Source organism: Fictibacillus nanhaiensis (genome assembly GCF_023715445.1).
Taxonomy (GTDB): Bacteria; Bacillota; Bacilli; order Bacillales; family Fictibacillaceae; genus Fictibacillus; species Fictibacillus nanhaiensis_D.
This window is the reverse complement of record NZ_JAMBOD010000002.1, coordinates 71,453-88,506: the sequence shown is the minus strand read 5'-3', so window position 1 is coordinate 88,506 and position 17,054 is coordinate 71,453. Positions and strand designations below refer to the sequence as shown.

At 41.1% G+C, this 17,054-nt stretch carries 18 protein-coding genes and 2 riboswitches; of the genes, 11 read left to right on the top strand and 7 right to left on the bottom strand.

Features of this window, described 5'->3' with window-relative positions; genetic code table 11:
- Positions 1-2: 2 nt before the first annotated feature.
- Positions 3-1,622: a hypothetical protein gene (locus M3196_RS08440; RefSeq protein ID WP_251321841.1), complete on the bottom strand. Its 1,620-nt coding sequence runs from the start codon at positions 1,620-1,622 to the stop codon at positions 3-5.
- 183 nt (positions 1,623-1,805) lie between these two features.
- Positions 1,806-2,474: a DUF975 family protein gene (locus tag M3196_RS08435; RefSeq protein ID WP_251321840.1), complete on the bottom strand. Its 669-nt coding sequence runs from the start codon at positions 2,472-2,474 to the stop codon at positions 1,806-1,808.
- Between the two features lie 154 nt (positions 2,475-2,628).
- On the opposite strand from M3196_RS08435, the gene M3196_RS08430 reads away from it, so the two are divergent.
- Together M3196_RS08430 and M3196_RS08425 are read left to right on the top strand one after the other, a co-directional pair.
- The gene (locus tag M3196_RS08430; RefSeq protein ID WP_251321839.1) at positions 2,629-3,045 is read left to right on the top strand and encodes a thiol-disulfide oxidoreductase DCC family protein; all 417 of its coding nucleotides are present in this window, start codon (positions 2,629-2,631) and stop codon (positions 3,043-3,045) included.
- Between the two features lie 73 nt (positions 3,046-3,118).
- Complete coding sequence (locus tag M3196_RS08425; RefSeq protein WP_251321838.1) at positions 3,119-4,066, top strand: nucleoside hydrolase; 948 nt, start codon at positions 3,119-3,121, stop codon at positions 4,064-4,066.
- 99 nt (positions 4,067-4,165) lie between these two features.
- On the opposite strand, the gene M3196_RS08420 is transcribed toward M3196_RS08425, so the two are convergent.
- Positions 4,166-4,336, bottom strand: a complete 171-nt coding sequence (locus tag M3196_RS08420) for an aspartyl-phosphate phosphatase Spo0E family protein (protein WP_251321837.1) — start codon at positions 4,334-4,336, stop codon at positions 4,166-4,168.
- A 254-nt stretch (positions 4,337-4,590) separates the two neighbouring features.
- On the opposite strand from M3196_RS08420, the gene M3196_RS08415 reads away from it, so the two are divergent.
- A complete protein-coding gene (locus M3196_RS08415) occupies positions 4,591-6,564 on the top strand; it encodes a methyl-accepting chemotaxis protein (RefSeq protein WP_251321836.1) in 1,974 nt (657 codons plus the stop codon).
- A gap of 125 nt (positions 6,565-6,689) precedes the next feature.
- On the opposite strand, the gene M3196_RS08410 is transcribed toward M3196_RS08415, so the two are convergent.
- Complete coding sequence (locus M3196_RS08410) at positions 6,690-7,196, bottom strand: transposase (protein ID WP_251321835.1); 507 nt, start codon at positions 7,194-7,196, stop codon at positions 6,690-6,692.
- A 389-nt stretch (positions 7,197-7,585) separates the two neighbouring features.
- Here M3196_RS08410 and M3196_RS08405 point away from each other — a divergent pair, with 389 nt between their 5' ends.
- From M3196_RS08405 to M3196_RS08370, 7 genes are all read left to right on the top strand, one after another.
- Positions 7,586-8,236 carry a spore coat protein gene (locus tag M3196_RS08405; protein WP_251322154.1) on the top strand — a complete coding sequence of 217 codons (651 nt, stop codon included), beginning with the start codon at positions 7,586-7,588 and terminating at the stop codon, positions 8,234-8,236.
- 188 nt (positions 8,237-8,424) lie between these two features.
- Positions 8,425-8,712, top strand: coding sequence for a YhdT family protein (locus tag M3196_RS08400; protein ID WP_251321834.1), 288 nt, complete (start codon positions 8,425-8,427; stop codon positions 8,710-8,712).
- A complete protein-coding gene (gene panF, locus M3196_RS08395) occupies positions 8,709-10,148 on the top strand; it encodes a sodium/pantothenate symporter (protein ID WP_251321833.1) in 1,440 nt (479 codons plus the stop codon). The genes M3196_RS08400 and panF overlap by 4 nt, the downstream gene beginning before the upstream one ends.
- Positions 10,149-10,291: 143 nt before the next feature.
- Positions 10,292-10,374: riboswitch (cyclic di-GMP riboswitch) on the top strand.
- 34 nt (positions 10,375-10,408) lie between these two features.
- Positions 10,409-10,900, top strand: a complete 492-nt coding sequence (locus M3196_RS08390) for a hypothetical protein (RefSeq protein WP_251321832.1) — start codon at positions 10,409-10,411, stop codon at positions 10,898-10,900.
- Between the two features lie 83 nt (positions 10,901-10,983).
- Entirely contained in the window at positions 10,984-11,718 is a 735-nt protein-coding gene (locus M3196_RS08385; RefSeq protein WP_251321831.1) for a YdcF family protein, read from the top strand.
- Between the two features lie 339 nt (positions 11,719-12,057).
- Positions 12,058-12,942 carry an ATP-binding protein gene (locus M3196_RS08375; protein ID WP_251321829.1) on the top strand — a complete coding sequence of 295 codons (885 nt, stop codon included), beginning with the start codon at positions 12,058-12,060 and terminating at the stop codon, positions 12,940-12,942.
- 65 nt (positions 12,943-13,007) lie between these two features.
- Positions 13,008-14,936, top strand: coding sequence for a nitric oxide reductase activation protein NorD (locus M3196_RS08370; RefSeq protein WP_251321828.1), 1,929 nt, complete (start codon positions 13,008-13,010; stop codon positions 14,934-14,936).
- Between the two features lie 44 nt (positions 14,937-14,980).
- Here the strand turns inward: M3196_RS08370 and M3196_RS08365 are convergent, their stop codons facing one another.
- Positions 14,981-15,172 carry a hypothetical protein gene (locus tag M3196_RS08365; RefSeq protein ID WP_251321827.1) on the bottom strand — a complete coding sequence of 64 codons (192 nt, stop codon included), beginning with the start codon at positions 15,170-15,172 and terminating at the stop codon, positions 14,981-14,983.
- Positions 15,173-15,350: 178 nt separating this feature from the next.
- Between M3196_RS08365 and M3196_RS08360 the strand changes: the two genes are divergently transcribed.
- Positions 15,351-15,641: a hypothetical protein gene (locus M3196_RS08360; RefSeq protein WP_251321826.1), complete on the top strand. Its 291-nt coding sequence runs from the start codon at positions 15,351-15,353 to the stop codon at positions 15,639-15,641.
- A 33-nt stretch (positions 15,642-15,674) separates the two neighbouring features.
- Here the strand turns inward: M3196_RS08360 and M3196_RS08355 are convergent, their stop codons facing one another.
- Positions 15,675-16,343 carry a sulfite oxidase-like oxidoreductase gene (locus M3196_RS08355; RefSeq protein WP_251321825.1) on the bottom strand — a complete coding sequence of 223 codons (669 nt, stop codon included), beginning with the start codon at positions 16,341-16,343 and terminating at the stop codon, positions 15,675-15,677.
- 308 nt (positions 16,344-16,651) lie between these two features.
- A riboswitch (SAM riboswitch) is annotated at positions 16,652-16,755 on the bottom strand.
- Between the two features lie 80 nt (positions 16,756-16,835).
- Entirely contained in the window at positions 16,836-17,045 is a 210-nt protein-coding gene (locus M3196_RS08350) for a hypothetical protein (protein ID WP_251321824.1), read from the bottom strand.
- Positions 17,046-17,054: the final 9 nt, after the last annotated feature.

Below are 17,054 nucleotides of genomic sequence, written 5' to 3'. Positions count from 1 at the left end.
GGTCACCGTCTCCTAAAACTGGGCGATGAGATCTCAGGCATCCGTTCATCATCAACGTATTCAGGCTGGCGAGGGTTTCGAGTTTCATAGACAACCTGGTTTGATTGATTCATGGCAGTTTGGTAGATTCGCTGCATGAGGTGGTACATGTCAGAAAGTGTTCGGTTGTTGTCCGTGATGCTGCGAGTTAATCCGTGGTGCAAGTTTTCCAGGGTACGAGCGAGTTCACGCATTTCGTCATCCCGGCTGTTCTGGTTTTGCGAGTTATTTAGGATAGACGCTAGCTGACGGCTTTGGCTATCCATGATGTTGCGGACTTGATCGGTAAAATCTCTTTTTATGTGCTCAACTGCAGAATAAAAACTTTTCTCAAGCTGCCCAACACTCGAAGCGAAATCGGCTGATGCTCTGCCGTATTCGCCTTGTTTTTCAGCATAACGATAATGCCATTCATCCTGTTTTTGAGCAAGACGGTTCTCGAGAGCATCATGCTGATTTTGATAATGCTGAAGCTGTTCCTGCATGCCGCGAAGCATCTGTTGTGCGTGTTCTTCAGATCGCCGCTGAGCTTCCTGCAGCATTTTATCGGAACGCTGAATGAGCTGCTCAAACTTTTGCTGACCTTGCGTATGGCGGTCGTTGCTTGTTTTTAGCTGTTGCTCAAATGAAGAAATGTTCTTGGCAAGCGCGTTAATGCTCGTATCGACTGTTTTTTGAATCGTGCCTAGTTCTTTTGTTGTTTCGTTAAAGCGCTGGCCGAACTCATCGAGCTGTGTGGTGGAAGCGGCAAAACGCTCTGAATGCTGTCGCTGCGCTTCAAAAATGCCGTTCACATCCTCCATCGCTTTTTGCAGACCGGCTGTAAAATTCACCATCTGAGAAGCAAATTCTCCAAGTGTTTTATCGAATGAAGATTCAACTCTCGAAGCAAGCCTGTCAAGCAGCCGTTCAACGGAATCCTGAGGCTTATCGTTAATAAGCACACTGTTAATATTGTGATCGAGGTAGACCTCACAATCAGCTAAAAGCTTGTTTTGCATATAGGATAGGGAAGTACCTTGTGAAAAAAAGCCTGACTGAATCAGGTTGAGGAAAAGCGCAGCCCCAATCCCGGCGATACTTGTAAAAAAGGCAACACTCATACCTTCGAACGGTGCAGTAAGTGAAGAGATGATGGAGTTCAGTGTAAGGTTCGAATCAGCCGGCTGGGTTCCGAGTGTCATTAACGTATCTTGCATCGCTAAAAGTGAAAGCGTAAGTCCAATGAACGTTCCGAGTACACCAAGGATGATGGTGAAAGACGGAAGCTGGCTCAGCAGTTTTTGAATGTTCCCGACCGGAACCCGGAAAATGCCAAGGAGCGAAATCCGCTCGTTATAAAGATGTTTCTCAATGAGCGCCTGGGTGTTCAGCTGAGGAACCCCAGCAAGATGAAATTGCTTGTAGTCTGTTGTAACACGCTGAATCCAGTGTGAGTAGGGCTGCTGATCTGTATTTGTCTCAAGCTGCTGCAGCTCCTTGCTCCATTTTCGAAAATGGTATGCCGTTTGTGTATATCCAACAATACCAAGAAAAATGAGAAACCCAATGACCCCGACGACAATTAACGTAAGCTGATCCATAATGCCACCCCTTAGATGTCTTGTCTTCATACTGATAGATATGTCCTAGCTGTGGGAAATATTTAGGGAAATGGGGTCTGACCCCAAACAAATACAAAAACCCCGAAATTGTCCATCTCAAATGGACAATTTCGGGGGTGTCTTCACACATCATGTAGTTTTCTTTCAAAAGCGTGCTAAGTTTTAAGCAAGTTCTTCGGTTTTCTGCTGCTTTACTAACTCGTTATAAAAAGCAGCATATGACGCGCTCATGTAAGGAGCTAACCAGAGTAATCCGATACCAAGTGTAAGTAAACTAAGGAATCCCCATCCGATAAAGCTCAGCTGAAGGACAAAGAATTTCCACTTATACCCGTGCATCAGCGTACGGCTTTTTTTGATGGCTGCATTAATTCCGATTCCTGGGTTATCTTTTAACACAAAATACGTTTGCGAATAAGCGAAAGCCTTTATAATTCCTGGAATAATAAAAAGAAGGAACCACAAAAACATATAAACCATCATGACGAGATACGTTCCAAGAATTTTTAGATACATGCTGATCTCTGAGAATCCTTGAACCAGGCCAGAAAACTTAATTTGTTCACCTGTCCGAACTACGGATAAGAACGTCCATAGATATCCGATATATAAAGGCAGCAGCACGAGTGTGATGACGAACGTACTTGCTGTTGCACCATTAGCAGTATCAGTTGAGTTAATCCAAGCTTCAAAACCACCGCTTAGATTGATTTCAATAATCATAGGGATTAAATAATAGATGGAAGCAAAAAGCAGGGTAAATAACGCTGCCCGGCCCCATTGTCCTTTTAATTGCTGCCTTGCTTCTTTTTTCAACGCTTTATTCTTCATTCATCTTCACCTTTCCTTATCTACCAGTTGATTATACTACTATATTATGGTGGAATGTAAATTTTTTGGATAACAAGAAATCTATTATTTTGTTTAAGGGAAGATTAAAAGTAAAATAGTATTAGCTGTAAAAAGAAAGACTGGAGGGATGGAGATGCAAGAATATCGTCAGAACAATGAGGCTGTTCTTCTTTTTGATGGAGTATGCAACCTCTGTAATTCGAGTGTGCAATTTATACTAAAACATGAGAAGAACCAGCACCTTACGTTCGCCGCTATCCAGTCGGAAGCAGGAAAGAGGCGGCTTGCAGAGTATAATATTAACCCGATCCAGACCAACTCCGTAATTTTAATTAAAAGTGGTCAGGTTTATACCCAATCTGATGCGATACTGAAAATAACGCAGTTTTTAAGTTTTCCTTACAGCTTAGGAAGAATCTTGTTCGTCGTACCTAAGTCGATCCGAGATTTCTTTTATAAAAAAGTAGCCAGAAACCGTTACAGATGGTTTGGGAAAAGAGACAGCTGCATGATTCCGACCCCACAACTAAAAAATAGATTTTTAGAATAGTTTTTATTAACAATTTCATAAGACAAACTGCCTCTTAATAGGATAAAAGAAAAACCTAAAAGGGGTATTTATTATGGGGCAAAAGGTCTTGATCTTTGGGGATGTTGGAATTGATGACACGATTGCGTTGACTTATGCTTATTTAAACGATGAAATCGATATTGTTGGTGTTGTTTCAGACTATGGTAATGTTTCCAGAGAGAAGACGATTGCCAATGTGCATTATATTGCTAAAATGTTCAACTTTCCTAAAGAAGTAAAAATAATTGGTGGTGCTGAAGTGCCGATGACAGGTGAGCAGCCCACCTTTTATCCTGAAGTACATGGAGAATACGGGTTAGGTCCCATTGAACCAGGTGTATACGAAGGTGTTATTGAAAATTTTTTTGAAATCGTAAATTTGATTAAAAAATATGAAAATGAACTGATCATCGTAAATATTGGAAGACTTACTTCTCTTGCGACGATGTTTATTTTATTTCAATCCTTGATGAAAAAAGTAAAAGCTTACTATATTATGGGCGGTGCTTTCTCGGTACCAGGGAACGTCACTGCGGTATCTGAGGCGAATTTTCATGGAGATCCGATTGCTGTAAGAGTGGTTCTAACGTATGCTACTAACGTTACGATCATTCCTTTGAATGTGACGGACCGGGCCATCGTAACACCAGAAATGGTAAATTATATTGACTATAAAGGCAAAGCACCGCTTATAAAGCCTTTGCTTGATTACTATTTTAACTTCTATAAAAATAACAACCCCAACATTCAAGGAAGTCCAGTCCATGATGCGGTTACGTTGATAGCAAGTATTCGTGAAGATATGTTTACTTTCAAAACGCTGCCCGTACATATCGTACTTAGGGATGAAATGATTGCGAGAGGACAAAGCATAGCAGATATCAGGCCGTATATACAGTTTGGCGAACAAGAAAAAAAGCACCGGATCGCATTCGATTTTGACTATCACTATTTTTTTAATGACTTTATGAGTGTGATGACGGGGGAAGAGTTTAAGTAGATTTAAGGAGCATAGATTAAGTCTAGTATATAATAAAAAACCGGCTTCCTATCAATGCAGATGGACCCGGTTAAATGGTTGGTTAAATTATTTATCTTTTTACGCGCAATCTTTAATTTGATCAAGTTTATTTAGCTTCTCATCAAGAATCTGACTTAGCTGAACAAGTAACGGGTCAGTCAGACTGCTTACCTTTTTGCTTACCTCATACATGGTCGTGCGAATGGCGTCTATCTCTGTAGTTAAGACAAGAGCATTACTTCGGCTCATGGTCCATTCCCCCTCAAATATAATAACCACTTCTGCACCTTTATATCGGTAAATCTTGCAATAATTATATACCATATTTTGTGTTAAGTCTATCGTTTTTTTACATATATAGGGGGACAGACCCCAGTCAAATACAAATTTGCCGAAAATGTCGTTTTGGAAAAGACATTTTTGGTTTTTTTGTTAAATAAATTGTTGCATCCTGTCGATATACTTTTTGCTGCCTAGAAAAAGTACACACATGGAGGAAGAAAATGATTAAGAAAAGTCTGCAAAGGCAAATTTTAGTGCCTTTTTTATTGTTAATAATAATGACAGGTTTAGTAGTAAGCGGAGTGAGCTACTTTTTTAGTATGAAGTCAACTGTTGATAATTCGTCTGAAGATACCTCTGCCCGAATGCACGATCTAAATGAATCACTGAATCGTTTTTTAGAAGATAACGCTGATTTTGTCTCAGCTTATTCAGATTCAATGGGTATAAAGCTTTTTAAAAAAGGAGATAGCCCTGATTTTATTATTTCAAAATTTGAAGACTATCATCTTTCAAACGAAGCAATAATGAACAGTTATTTTATTTCGGAAACAAAAGAAGCTATCATATACCCGGCACCTTCAGAACAGGCGAGAGATCTTACACTTACAGCTTGGTACAAGCAAGCTGCAAAAGATCCGAAGCAAGTCATCTGGACCGACCCTTTTATTGATTCTTCTACAGACCGTCCAGTTGTAAAGGCTGTTAAAGCGGTCGAATATAACGGCGATATTATTGGGGTTGCAGCAATTGACATCGCTGTTAATGACATTCTGACACTGATGCAAAATGTGAAAATCGGAAGTACTGGATATGCGCTCCTTCTTGATAACTCAGGAAACTATATGGTACACCCTAATGCAAAAAAGCTGGGAAAAAGCGCAACGAACGAACCCTATTATAAAAATATCGAAAAAAACGAAGGTGTAATCACTACGGAAATAAATGGTGAGGACCGCGTAATCAGCTACACAAAAAATGAAATGACCGGTTGGAAGCTTGCGGGTACAGTTGCTTTAAGTGAATTCGAGAAAAAGGCTTCTGTCATTCTCCTGCCAATTGGGATTGCCCTTTTACTTACTCTATTAGTGGCTGCAATTATCTCTATATTTTTATCTAGAACAGTCACAAAGCCGGTGAAACAGTTACAAGAAGCTATGCATGAAATGAAAAATGGAAACTTGCAAGCAAGTGTCTCCATAGATAGAGTAGATGAGATCGGCCAATTGTCTGATAGTTTTATTGAAATGTCAGGCCAAATGCGCGCGTTAATCGGTGAGATGGCACAAATTACTGACCATGTTACAGATGCTTCTCAAACTGTAGTAGCTAGTGCAGAAGAAAATTCTGCGGCAGCACAGGAAGTTTCAACGACAATGCAGCAAATTGCAGCAGGATCATCACATCAGGCAGAATTGATGGAGGGAAATGCAAAAGCTGCTAACGTTCTCGCAAATCGTATCATTCAAGTACAAGAAAAGGGAGAAGCGATTGAAAAAGCAACTCTACAAATGAATCAAGCATCGGTAACGGGAGTTGAAAAAGTAAGTTTCTTGAAAGAAAAGTCTTTATTAACAACCGAAATGACGAAAGAAATGATTACATCGATAAAAAAGCTTGATGAAACGTCAGGCAGTGTTCAGGAGATTGTACACACGATTAGCGAGATAGCCAATCAAACAAATTTGTTGGCGTTGAACGCGGCGATTGAAGCAGCTCGTGCTGGAGAATCTGGCAGAGGATTTGCTGTTGTCGCAGATGAAGTTCGAAAACTTGCTGAACAGACAGAAGGATCATTAAAAGAAATCAGCAATTTAATTTCTGAAATGCAGTCGGTCACTCAAACAACAGTCGGACAAGTCCAGGAAGCAGCAGTGCTCATTCTATCTCAAGGTGAAGCTGTGGAAGAAACGGAGCAATCCTTTTCAGCGATTTCAGATGCGGTTCAAGGCAACTCGGAAAAATTAAAAAATGTTATTGTTTCCGTTGAAGAAATGGCAAAGCAAAAAGATGTGCTGTTAGACAATGCTTCGCATATATTAGCGATCACACAGGAAACAGCTGCTGGAACAGAGGAAGTTTCCGCATCTACAGAGCAGCAATCAGCATCTATGGAGCAATTAAATCAACTTGCAGAACAGCTCGAACAATATGCTGAACAAATGCGCGTCCATGTGAGAAAGTTTAAAATCTAGGGGGACAGACCCCAGTCAAATACATTTTAGCCGGTTTTGTCTTCGTGAGGAGGACAAAACCGGCTTTTCCTTGCTATGATTGACTTTAGAGTGAATGAAAAAGAAATGTGAATCTAAAAATGAAGTTAATGTTCTACTACCGGTGAGGTCCTGCTTTCTACGAATTCACGGTATTGAGGTTTTGAATTCTGGAATAATCCAAGTATCTTTGAGGTTTCCACGAAGGGACATACAGCCTGGGTAACATAGTAACGGTAGCTGCTCCATGGATATTCAAGAGGAAACATGACGAGATCTGCTGCAACCGGATTCAGGTGAATGTAACGGCTAGTATCTAATAGATAGGAAGGGTCTTCAATCAATTCAGCTCCATATCTACCTTGAAACACATGACCGGTAAGTTCGTATTTCTTATTGAAGTACATAGCGTATGTTTCGTTAAGTTCTTTCATGAAATCACTAGGTGGGGACATGCTGCACTGAATTTGTAGATGAGTGTGGTTGGACATGAGGCAATAAGAGAATAGCTGGACAGAATACTTCTTTACACAGTGACTTAAAATTTTTAGATATCGGTGGAAATCTAAGTGGGAGTAAAAGAGAGGTTCCCTTCGGTTTCCACGGGTCGTCACATGGTAAACAGCATCGGGGTACCAAATGCGCCGCGTTCTAGGAATGGCTTTCACCTCCTTTCGGTTATTCTTATTTTACACTGAGAAGTAGCAATGTGGGAAATGGGGACTGTCCCCAAACAATTTATTTCCCTTTATGTTTTTGAGTAAAACGCCATAGGGAAAAAGAAATTTTAAACGTATCCTCTTAATAATATTAAAAAGTTGGATTTACTATTGCCGTTTGAAATTGTTGTCGAGTAATGTATTTTTAACGATATTTCTATCAAATTTCCCCGGAAATTTTTTTGTTTATTTCATTATTAATGTATATATGACTTCTATCTACATAAAATAACTCCGTATTTTTCACAAACGGAGGTAATAATATGAACCCTAATCAGCCAAACATGAACCAAAACCAAAATCAGCAGCAACCACTAGAAGATAGTCCTGAATTTATCCATCAAAACATGCAAACAGGAGAAGTGCCTGCTCAGTTTAATCATGGAGGGCATGAAATGTTTGATGTCCATGAGATGCTCAGCGGAACAATCAACACATTAAATTTATACACTATTTGTAAAGGGCACGTTCAAGATCCAGATTTAAAAGCGATGATGGAACGTCACTATCAACATATTACAAACGAATATAATGCTTGTGTGCAGGCTTTCCAAACCGGAAAAGATCCAGCGATGCGCACCCAATCCTACCAAATGAATCAAGATAATGATTTTATTTATGGACTAAAGCCTTCTCAACCAAAAACACCAATTCAAAATGTTACAGAACTTAATGATGAAACTATATCTTCTTTAATTTTGGGAACACTGAAGTCGAATGCATCTATTAGAGGGATGGCTACCTTAGAAGTAACAAACCCAGTTCTTCGAAGAGTTTTTGCTGATGGCATTCCAAACTGGATTGAAATGGCGTATGAATTATCAATTTGGCAGAACAAAAATCATTATTATCAGGTTCCTCAACTTAACCAACAAGACATGACTGGGATGCTGAACGCTTACGGACAAGCACAAAACCAGCCACCGCTTCAATAAAAAATGTAAGATGACGAGTCCTAATAGGGTACTCGTCTTTTTTATGTTTTTCTACTTAAAAAAGGAATCTATCCAACCTTATAGAAGTGTATGAATTAGTCGAAAGAACTCGACAAGAGTTTGTGAATTTGCCATAGTTATGGGGGAGCTTTTATTCATATTTATCGGAAAGTCCAGGGGGTTAAACAATGAAAAAAGGAAACGACTGGCGATACCGGATCTCAAATAGAGAAGCAATCATGGGTACTGTACTTGCACTTCTAAACTTTATTTGGTGGTATGCGTTTGCGTACGGACTAGGTGGCAGACCGGTTAAAGAATATACTTACATACTAGGTTTTCCGGCGTGGTTTTTTTATAGCTGCATTGTCGGTTTTATTGTATTTACACTTTTAGTTTGGGTAATGGTAAAGTTCTTCTTTAAAGAAGTCCCTTTTGAAACGGATGAAGCTGAAGAGGAGAGTGAATCTAGATGAATTGGGATGTTATTCTTCCTCTAGCGTTCTTTTTAGTACTCGTTTTTCTAGTGGGCATTTATACATCGCGTCATATTAAAAGCGGTCCGTCTTTTTTACAAGACTACTTTTTAGCCGGACGCGAACTTGGCGGTTTTGTTCTCGCGATGACGATGGTGGCTACTTACGGAAGTGCTTCGAGTTTTATTGGAGGACCTGGAGCTGCTTATCAGCTCGGTCTCGGATGGGTTCTGCTAGCTATGGCACAGCTTGTGACTGGATATTTTACACTTGCTGTTTTAGGGAAAAAGTTTGCGATTGTAGCAAGAAAGATCAACGCAGTTACACTTATCGATTTTCTTAAAGCACGCTATGAAAGCAAGTGGGTGGTTATCTTATCAGCTCTAAGTATTGTAATCTTCCTGTTTTCAGCGATGGCTGCCCAGTGGGTTGGTGGGGGACGGCTCATCGAATCGTTTACTGGTGTTTCATATACCACGGCATTATTCATTTTTTCGGGTTCTGTTTTAATTTATGTTGTTGCAGGTGGTTTTAGAGCGGTTGTCATCACTGATGCTATTCAAGGTGTAGTTATGGTGATTGGGACCGTAATCATTCTGGCTGGAACCATTGTAGCTGGTGGCGGAATCGAAAATATTATGGGTGAATTACGTGCTGAGAATCCGAATCTTATCACTCCGTTTGGTTCAAATGAATCACTCACACCACTCTTTGTTTCTTCTTTTTGGATTTTAGTCGGTGTTGGTGTTGTAGGTTTGCCGCAAATTTCAATACGGGCAATGAGCTACCGAAATGCGAAAGCCATGCACCGCGCGATGATCATCGGAACGTTTGTGGTTGGATTTATCATGTTGGGAATGCATTTAACAGGAGTTTTTGGAAGAGTGATTCTGCCTGGTATTGAAATACCGGATAAAGTTATGCCGCTCTTGGCACTTGAAGTACTCCCAGGCTGGTTAGCCGGCATCGTTCTTGCAGCTCCGCTTGCAGCAGTTATGTCTACAGTAGACTCAGTGTTACTACTCGTTAGTTCGGCAATTATTAAAGATGTTTATATCAATTATATAAAACCTGATGCAGAAGAGCGTTTTGTTAAAAGATTAAGCTTTGGTATTACAGCTGTGGTTGGCTTGAGTGTATTTACGATGGCAATCAACCCGCCCGATCTGCTGATTTGGTTAAATCTATTTGCCTTTGGTGGATTAGAAGCAGCCTTTATCTGGCCGATTGTCATGGGGTTATATTGGAAGAGAGGAAATGCAAATGGCGCCATTGCATCCATTGTCGTCGGAGTAGGTTCGTACATGTGGCTGCATCTTAACTATCCAAATCTTTGGGGGATGCATACCGTTGTGATGCCGATTGTATTTTCGTTCTTTGCTTACATTGTGGGGAGTTTCACAAAGGGGGACAGACCCCAGACAAATACATTATAGGCGATATTGTCCATCTGAGGTGGACGATATCGTCTTTCTTTTGTAGGATGCGTTTTCACTAAAATTTGTAATCTGTGTAAAAATTAATAAACTCTATTTACAACCTATTATTCTGATGGTAATTTAATAGCAGAATATAATTAAATAAGTGTGGAGCATTGAAGGTCATTCTGTATGTGGGCGCTTGGAATGATCAGAGCTAGTAGCGCAACCGACCGCTTCTTTTATTCGTTCTATAGATAAAGGAAGGGGTATTTTTTATGGAAATTTCAAGAAAAGAAAAGTTTGGTACCAACAAGAAGGCAACAAAAAAGTGGCCAAAAGTAGTTTTGGCAGCAACGTTTGCAATGAGTGTAGGGACAACTTCTGTGTTTGCAGCAAAACCAGAGCTTGCTGATGCCTTATATGCAAAAATTCTCGAATATACCTTTAAAACAGAAATTGATAGCGAGCTTAACAAGGAAAAAGAGTCACTATTGAAGAATTTAAGGACAACTGTTAACGAAATTATCAATAGTACAAAACAAGAGCTAGATGATAAAAAAGACCTGATTGTTAATGACAAGAAAGCAGAACTGCAAAAACACTACAATGATGAAATGGCAGAAATCACAAAACGAAAAGAACAAGCTGTAGAAAAAAAGACAGCTGAAATGGAACAAGAGGCAATAAAAACAACGGGAGCAATCAAGACGGATATCACAAAAGAAATTGAACAAGAAATCAAAAAAGCCGATATTAATAAAAAGTAGTTTAAAGAGCGGAATCTTAAAACCTCCGCTCTTTTTCTTTTTCAGATATACTAGAAATTAGAAACGAAAACGGAGCCGAATCTATGAAAAAACTTTTTCTTATCTTAAGTATGATCTTTTTTGTCTATGCAGTTGCAATGCTCGTTCAAACAACAAATATGGACATGGGACTTGCTGTATTTTTCTTTTTAAGTGCTATCTTTTTTGTTTTGTTTTACAAGTACCAAGCCGCAATGCACCTATACAATACGTATAAGAAAACTACGCTGACGCTTGTGATAGCTTTTGTTCTGTTTGCGGCGACCTTAGAAACTCTTATTCTAACTTCCGCCAACACAGATCCAGATAATGTACCTGGGAAAATGGATACGATCCTCGTTCTTGGAGGGGGTACGAAGAACAACCGGCCAGGGGCTGTATTAAAAGGACGTCTCGATCAAGCTCTAGCATACGCGGACAACCATCCTAACGTAACTTTTATCGTAAGCGGAGGTCTCGGGTTCGGCAAAACAACGAGTGAAGGTACGATTATGAAAAACTACCTTGTAGAAAACGGAATTCAGCCTGAACGAATAAAGATTGAAGAAAAAGCGACAAGTACATACGAAAATCTTTTATATACAAAAGAAATGATCCAGCCGGATGATCAAGTGTTGATCGTGACAAGTGACTTTCATCTATTTCGGACAAAGATGATTGCTAATCGTGTAGGAATGGAAGCGGAAGGTCTAGGCTCTCCGCTTAGAATCTCGTCTATTCCACAGGCCCATGTTCGAGAATACATGGCGATCATCAAAAGCTATTTCACAGACCGATAAAAGGATGTGACACTCGTGAAAGTGAACAAATATCATTGCTGTGCTACATGTGTGAATTTCAAACCAGAAAAAACAGACAAAGGTATGTACTATTCTTGTACTCGACTCGGGTTTCAAACAAAACCTGACTACCAGTTCAATTGCTGGGAGCCCAAACCTCATGTTATTAAGCTTATGGAAAAGGATGAGAACGCTTAGGTCATTGCAAAGATCTAAGCGTTTTTACTTATGAATTCTGCAGACTTGCCTTGTAAAAGCTTACAATGATACAGTGTGTAAGGATTTATGTACCGGATTACAGGAATACTGTTGATAGATGATGAGAAAGGATTTTTTAAAATGAACCTTCAAATCCCAATTGAGATAAAAGAAAAGCTGCAACAAGATGCGGTTCGCCGGTTAGAAAATTTGCCGGATATATATAAAGAATTGATTGGTAAGCCTGGATACACAGCACCAGACGCTTCGCTTGTAGAAGATGCTGTAACCGCACTAGCGTTAGGTAAAAATGTCCTGCTGAAAGGGCCGACGGGGTCTGGTAAAACAAAGCTTGCCGAGTTATTATCGAATTTATTTGGTCAGCCGCTGCACCAAGTCAATGCTTCTGTTGATTTGGATGCTGAAGCATTATTAGGCCATAAAACGTTAAGCTACAAAGACGGCAAACAAGAAATAGAGTTTATCCCTGGACCTGTGACAAAAGCTGCGAACAACGGTCACTTTTTGTACATCGATGAAATCAACATCGCAAAGCCTGAAACGCTGCCGATTCTAAACGGAATGCTGGATTATCGTCGAACAATCGCAAACCCATTTACAGGTGAAGTAGTAAAAGCTCAGCCTGGATTCAACGTTATTGCAGCCATAAATGAGGGATATATCGGAACGGCACCGTTAAACGAAGCGTTGAAAAATCGCTTTGTTGTCATCGAGGTGCCTTATATCCAAGGAGATACGTTAAAAGAAATGCTGAGAGGCCAGTCTCAGCAAAAAGACGATGAGGTTCTCTCAAAGTTTGTCCAGCTTTCATCTGACCTGATTGGTCAAGCGAAAGCTGGCCATCTTTCCGAGGACGCTGCATCCATCCGTGCACTGCTGGATGCGGCCGACCTCTCCGTCTACTTGCCGGCGAAGCGCGCCATCCAACGCGCAATCGCCGACAAGCTCGAAGACGCACGCGAACGCGCCCTCGTTTCCAACGTGGCCGCGACGCTGTTTGTGTAAGCTGGGAAATGGGGTCAGACCCCATACAATTTATTTCCCACGATGATTTTGGAGGTTTCGCCTAGATGAAATTCCTAGTTTTTGCTGATACAAAGATCGATTCTTTCGTTCATATGCAGCTGATTGACCTTTCGCGTTCTCTTTCAAAAGTAGAAAAGATGGACGTTTCTTTCTCGTACCATTCTTACTTGGAAAGACAGAGTGGCGTCACTCATGTCAGTCAGTTTTGGAATCCATTCCCAAGAGAAATTCAGCTAGAAGGCTGGAAATCCGACGTGTATTTGCGAAGCTATGGTACACAGTTCTATACCGATGACGACGTGATTTGGAACACACTCCACAAGCTGAAATCTCACCCGCACCGTGAATTCCTGAAGCAGGTTCTCCTGTTTTCAGAAGATTTCCGCTTAGAAGAAATCTGCAAAACGAACCGTCCTGGGATGACACATGCGTTCAAGCTCAGAAAAGAAACGTTCCAAGTACACTACAACCGTGAATACCGTAAGCACATTCAGCAAAAGCGTGAACTCGACGCTTTATTTTGCCATATTATTCTTTTAGCAAATAAACGCTTTGTCGCGGTGCCTCAACAAACGCAACCGCTCTACCAGGAACTGCGGTCATTACTCACACGGCTGATAACAGCAACATCCACTCAGGATATCGCAAACATCGTCCTCCAAATGGCGGACATCACAAAGCGATACCCGGAATTCCTGGACATGAAAACAGCCTACCGCAGTTTTAGCGATAGACCAAAACTAGTGGATGCAACAAACGAAGAACAAACATTTGACGACCTAACGCGCAACAGCGAAACAAAAACGAAAAAAACGATCACGAAAGATGAAGATAAAGAAGAGAAAGAAGACGAGCAAGAAAAGGAATCGCATTCATCGTGGCACGATGAAACATCTGACCCGCAGGATTCCTTTTTGCAAATGGATCTCGATCAAGGAACGAATACGGATCTGTTAGGAGAAGCGGCGAGGGAAGCGGAAAGCGGTGACGCCGTTTTTGGATCTGTTCAGACGAACGCTCAATCGACGGATAACAACGACTTCAATACCCAGAACGAACACGGAGCTGAAACCGACAGCAACCAATCTGGCTCCGACTCAACCAATCACTATCCTTACGGCGAAGTGAACAAAAATGTAACGGAGCATCTCCTGCCGGCAAAACCGGCCACACCAGAAGAATTCGCTCAATATGAACGCTTCGAACAAGAAATAGCACCATTTGTCACGCAGCTTAAACAAAATTTCTTAAAAACAATGGAACATAAACGAACAAGTCCGCGTGAAGATCTGCATTTCGGAAGACTCGGAAAGAAGCTTACAAGACTTGTAACAGACAAGAACCCAAGACTTTTCCGCAAAAAACAAGAGTCTCAGCATGAACTCGACACAACGTTCACACTTCTCGTCGATTGTTCAGCGTCCATGTTCAATAAGATGGAAGAGACTCAAAAAGGAATTGTTCTTTTTCATGAAACACTAAAAGCCCTGAGAATTCCGCACTCAGTCGTCGGATTTTGGGAAGATGCGGCTGACGCGACAACAAACAACCAGCCCAACTATTTTCATGAAGTGATCTCGTACAGAAACTCGCTGCATCAGCCGGGTGCGTCTATCATGCAGCTCGAACCGCAAGAAGATAACCGCGATGGCTACTCGATCCGCCGGATGGGTGAAGAATTAGCAAAACGCCCCGAGCAGCAAAAGATTCTGCTCGTTTTCTCTGACGGAGAACCAGCTGCGTTCGACTATGAAACTCACGGAGTACTCGATACGCATGAAGCGGTTACCCGCACGAGAAAATTCGGAATCGAAATAATCGGCATGTACATCGCCAATGGGGAAATAACGGAAGAAGAAGAGAAGCTCATGCAGAATATTTATGGTCCGCAAAACGTTGTCGTGCCAAGTGCAGCTGAGCTTGTAGATTACCTCATGCCCGTTCTGCGAAAACTGCTTTTTAAATCCATCTGAACGAAAAAACGCCAAGCGGCCGCTGGCGTTTTTTTATGTAAAGATTAATATTCCAACAGCTTCAGCCAAGCAAAAACAACCCCTAGGAATCCCGCATAACTAAAGATTTTCACTGACCACTCTGGTAAGGCTGTCCGAAGCAGGCTTGCAACAATTCCAACAACAATAAAAGCAGCGAGCAAGATATAGATAGAAAAAATATCGAACGGAATCCGAAATGACAGCCACTGATCCATCGCCAAACCTCCCCTTATTAACTTTTATATCGGACAATATGCCTAGTGATTCAAGATGAAATGCCGAAAAAACAAAAGTTTTGCTGCCAAAAACAAATTGAAAAACGAATAGGCTAAAGCACCGCAACCAGGGCAAACGCATATTGTATTAAAAAGCAGGAGTAAAGGAGTGAATGGCTTGAACCAACGTGTGGTAGACGTCGTTTTGGCAACAGCAGAAGAAGAATTCCTGGAAAACAATAAAGATGCCACTACATTTGCTGCAGAGCTCGCGCTATTTGCATCAGCCCTTACAACTGCCGCAGACTTAATTGCCACATTAAGTGCTGCCATTGCACTGAGACAAATTTACATTGATCAGATCCAGGAACAAAAAGATCAGGAAAAACAGGAATCTCAGATGAAAGACATTCAGGACCAGTTGACCTCACTAAAAAAAGAAATTAAAGCACTAAGGGGAAAAAAGTAACTACTTTTGTTCCCCATATTTTGTTTCTTATGATCAATCAAAATCTTTCTTTTTCCACTCATCCTCAGGCATCTCGAACCCTTCTTCAGAAAACCGTTCTTCCTTAAACGGATCGCCATACATATGAAACCCGTTCTGTTCCCAAAAACCAGGCTGATCCTCCGCCAAAAACTCGAACTTGCGAATCCACTTGGCACTTTTCCAAAAATAAAGGTGGGGGACCACTAAGCGAAGAGGAAATCCGTGCTTTTCTGTCAGCGGTTTGCCATCAAACGAATGCGCTAAAAGAACATCATCACGCAGCAGATCTTCCATTGGAACATTCGTCGTATAATCGTAATCCCCATGCACCATCACATACTTTGCTTTCGGGTCCACATCGATTTCCTTTAAAAAGTCGGTAAACTTTACTCCCTCAAAAGCATTGTCGAACCGGGACCATCTTGTTACACAATGAATGTCGCGCACCACTGTCGTTTGCGGCATTTTCATGATGTCTTCAAATGAAAATTCGACGCGTTTCCCCACGAGTCCTTCTACAGATAACGACCATTTTTTCATGTCATAAACCGGTACTTCTCCCTCGTGCAAAATCGGAAAACGCTCTGTTACCACTTGCCCTGGAGGCAATCGGCCTTCTAATCCTTCACCTGCCTCAGGAACGCGCATTTTTTTAATTCTATCTGCCTTATTTAATCCCATTTTCCATTCACACCTTTCTTTAAAATAGGCTGTTTTCTAAAAGATTGTGGTTTCTAGTGAAATGTTTGTAATTTGCCTCCATTGGCAGGTTGATTGGAGTGTAAGGTGCGAGACTCCTGCGGGATCAGCGTGACAGGTGAGACACAGAAGGTGCAACGCAGCTAGGTGGCTCACCGCACGCCCCGCGGAAAGCGAGCATCCTGAAACGGAGATCAACTACTTTCAAAAACAACAATGATTACGAAAACAGCCTTAAAATAAAAAACGCCCTCTTGATAAAAGAGGACGAGTTCATACTCAACAATATCCTCTTATCTTTCAGTCATAGACTGTTAGATGTAGCACCGTGCCTTTTAAAAGGTGGTTGCCGGGCTTCATAGGGCTAATTCCCTCCGCCTGCTCGAAATAAGAGACCGATTCAATAAAAAATCGGTAAAGTAATATAAAAGTTACATTCATTATGCCATACCACAAGGGAAAATCAAATGCGATTTAGGTCATCTCCTTCGAAATTCCTAAATACAGCAGAATAATCCCAAAGAGGGCGGTGCTGATCAAAAAGAAATACACGATCTTTTCTTCAGCTTCCTTTTCCGTCTGCCTTTTTTCAGCATTTGTAGATTGAGCCTGATTTCCATCTTCCTTACCTTGCTCGAGTTTTTTCTTTTTTCCAAATCCAAAAATAAAAATCCCTCCGCTCACACTTTATCC

Excerpts from the sequence above, each read along its gene's own strand:
- M3196_RS08440 (WP_251321841.1), bottom strand. The coding sequence starts at position 1,622 with ATGGATCAGCTTACGTTAATTGTCGTCGGGGTCATTGGGTTTCTCATT.
- M3196_RS08435 (WP_251321840.1), bottom strand. The coding sequence starts at position 2,474 with ATGAAGAATAAAGCGTTGAAAAAAGAAGCAAGGCAGCAATTAAAAGGA.
- M3196_RS08430 (WP_251321839.1), top strand. The coding sequence starts at position 2,629 with ATGCAAGAATATCGTCAGAACAATGAGGCTGTTCTTCTTTTTGATGGA.
- M3196_RS08425 (WP_251321838.1), top strand. The coding sequence starts at position 3,119 with ATGGGGCAAAAGGTCTTGATCTTTGGGGATGTTGGAATTGATGACACG.
- M3196_RS08420 (WP_251321837.1), bottom strand. The coding sequence starts at position 4,336 with ATGAGCCGAAGTAATGCTCTTGTCTTAACTACAGAGATAGACGCCATT.
- M3196_RS08415 (WP_251321836.1), top strand. The coding sequence starts at position 4,591 with ATGATTAAGAAAAGTCTGCAAAGGCAAATTTTAGTGCCTTTTTTATTG.
- M3196_RS08405 (WP_251322154.1), top strand. The coding sequence starts at position 7,586 with ATGAACCAAAACCAAAATCAGCAGCAACCACTAGAAGATAGTCCTGAA.
- M3196_RS08400 (WP_251321834.1), top strand. The coding sequence starts at position 8,425 with ATGAAAAAAGGAAACGACTGGCGATACCGGATCTCAAATAGAGAAGCA.
- panF (WP_251321833.1), top strand. The coding sequence starts at position 8,709 with ATGAATTGGGATGTTATTCTTCCTCTAGCGTTCTTTTTAGTACTCGTT.
- M3196_RS08390 (WP_251321832.1), top strand. The coding sequence starts at position 10,409 with ATGGAAATTTCAAGAAAAGAAAAGTTTGGTACCAACAAGAAGGCAACA.
- M3196_RS08385 (WP_251321831.1), top strand. The coding sequence starts at position 10,984 with ATGAAAAAACTTTTTCTTATCTTAAGTATGATCTTTTTTGTCTATGCA.
- M3196_RS08375 (WP_251321829.1), top strand. The coding sequence starts at position 12,058 with ATGAACCTTCAAATCCCAATTGAGATAAAAGAAAAGCTGCAACAAGAT.
- M3196_RS08370 (WP_251321828.1), top strand. The coding sequence starts at position 13,008 with ATGAAATTCCTAGTTTTTGCTGATACAAAGATCGATTCTTTCGTTCAT.
- M3196_RS08365 (WP_251321827.1), bottom strand. The coding sequence starts at position 15,172 with ATGGATCAGTGGCTGTCATTTCGGATTCCGTTCGATATTTTTTCTATC.
- M3196_RS08355 (WP_251321825.1), bottom strand. The coding sequence starts at position 16,343 with ATGGGATTAAATAAGGCAGATAGAATTAAAAAAATGCGCGTTCCTGAG.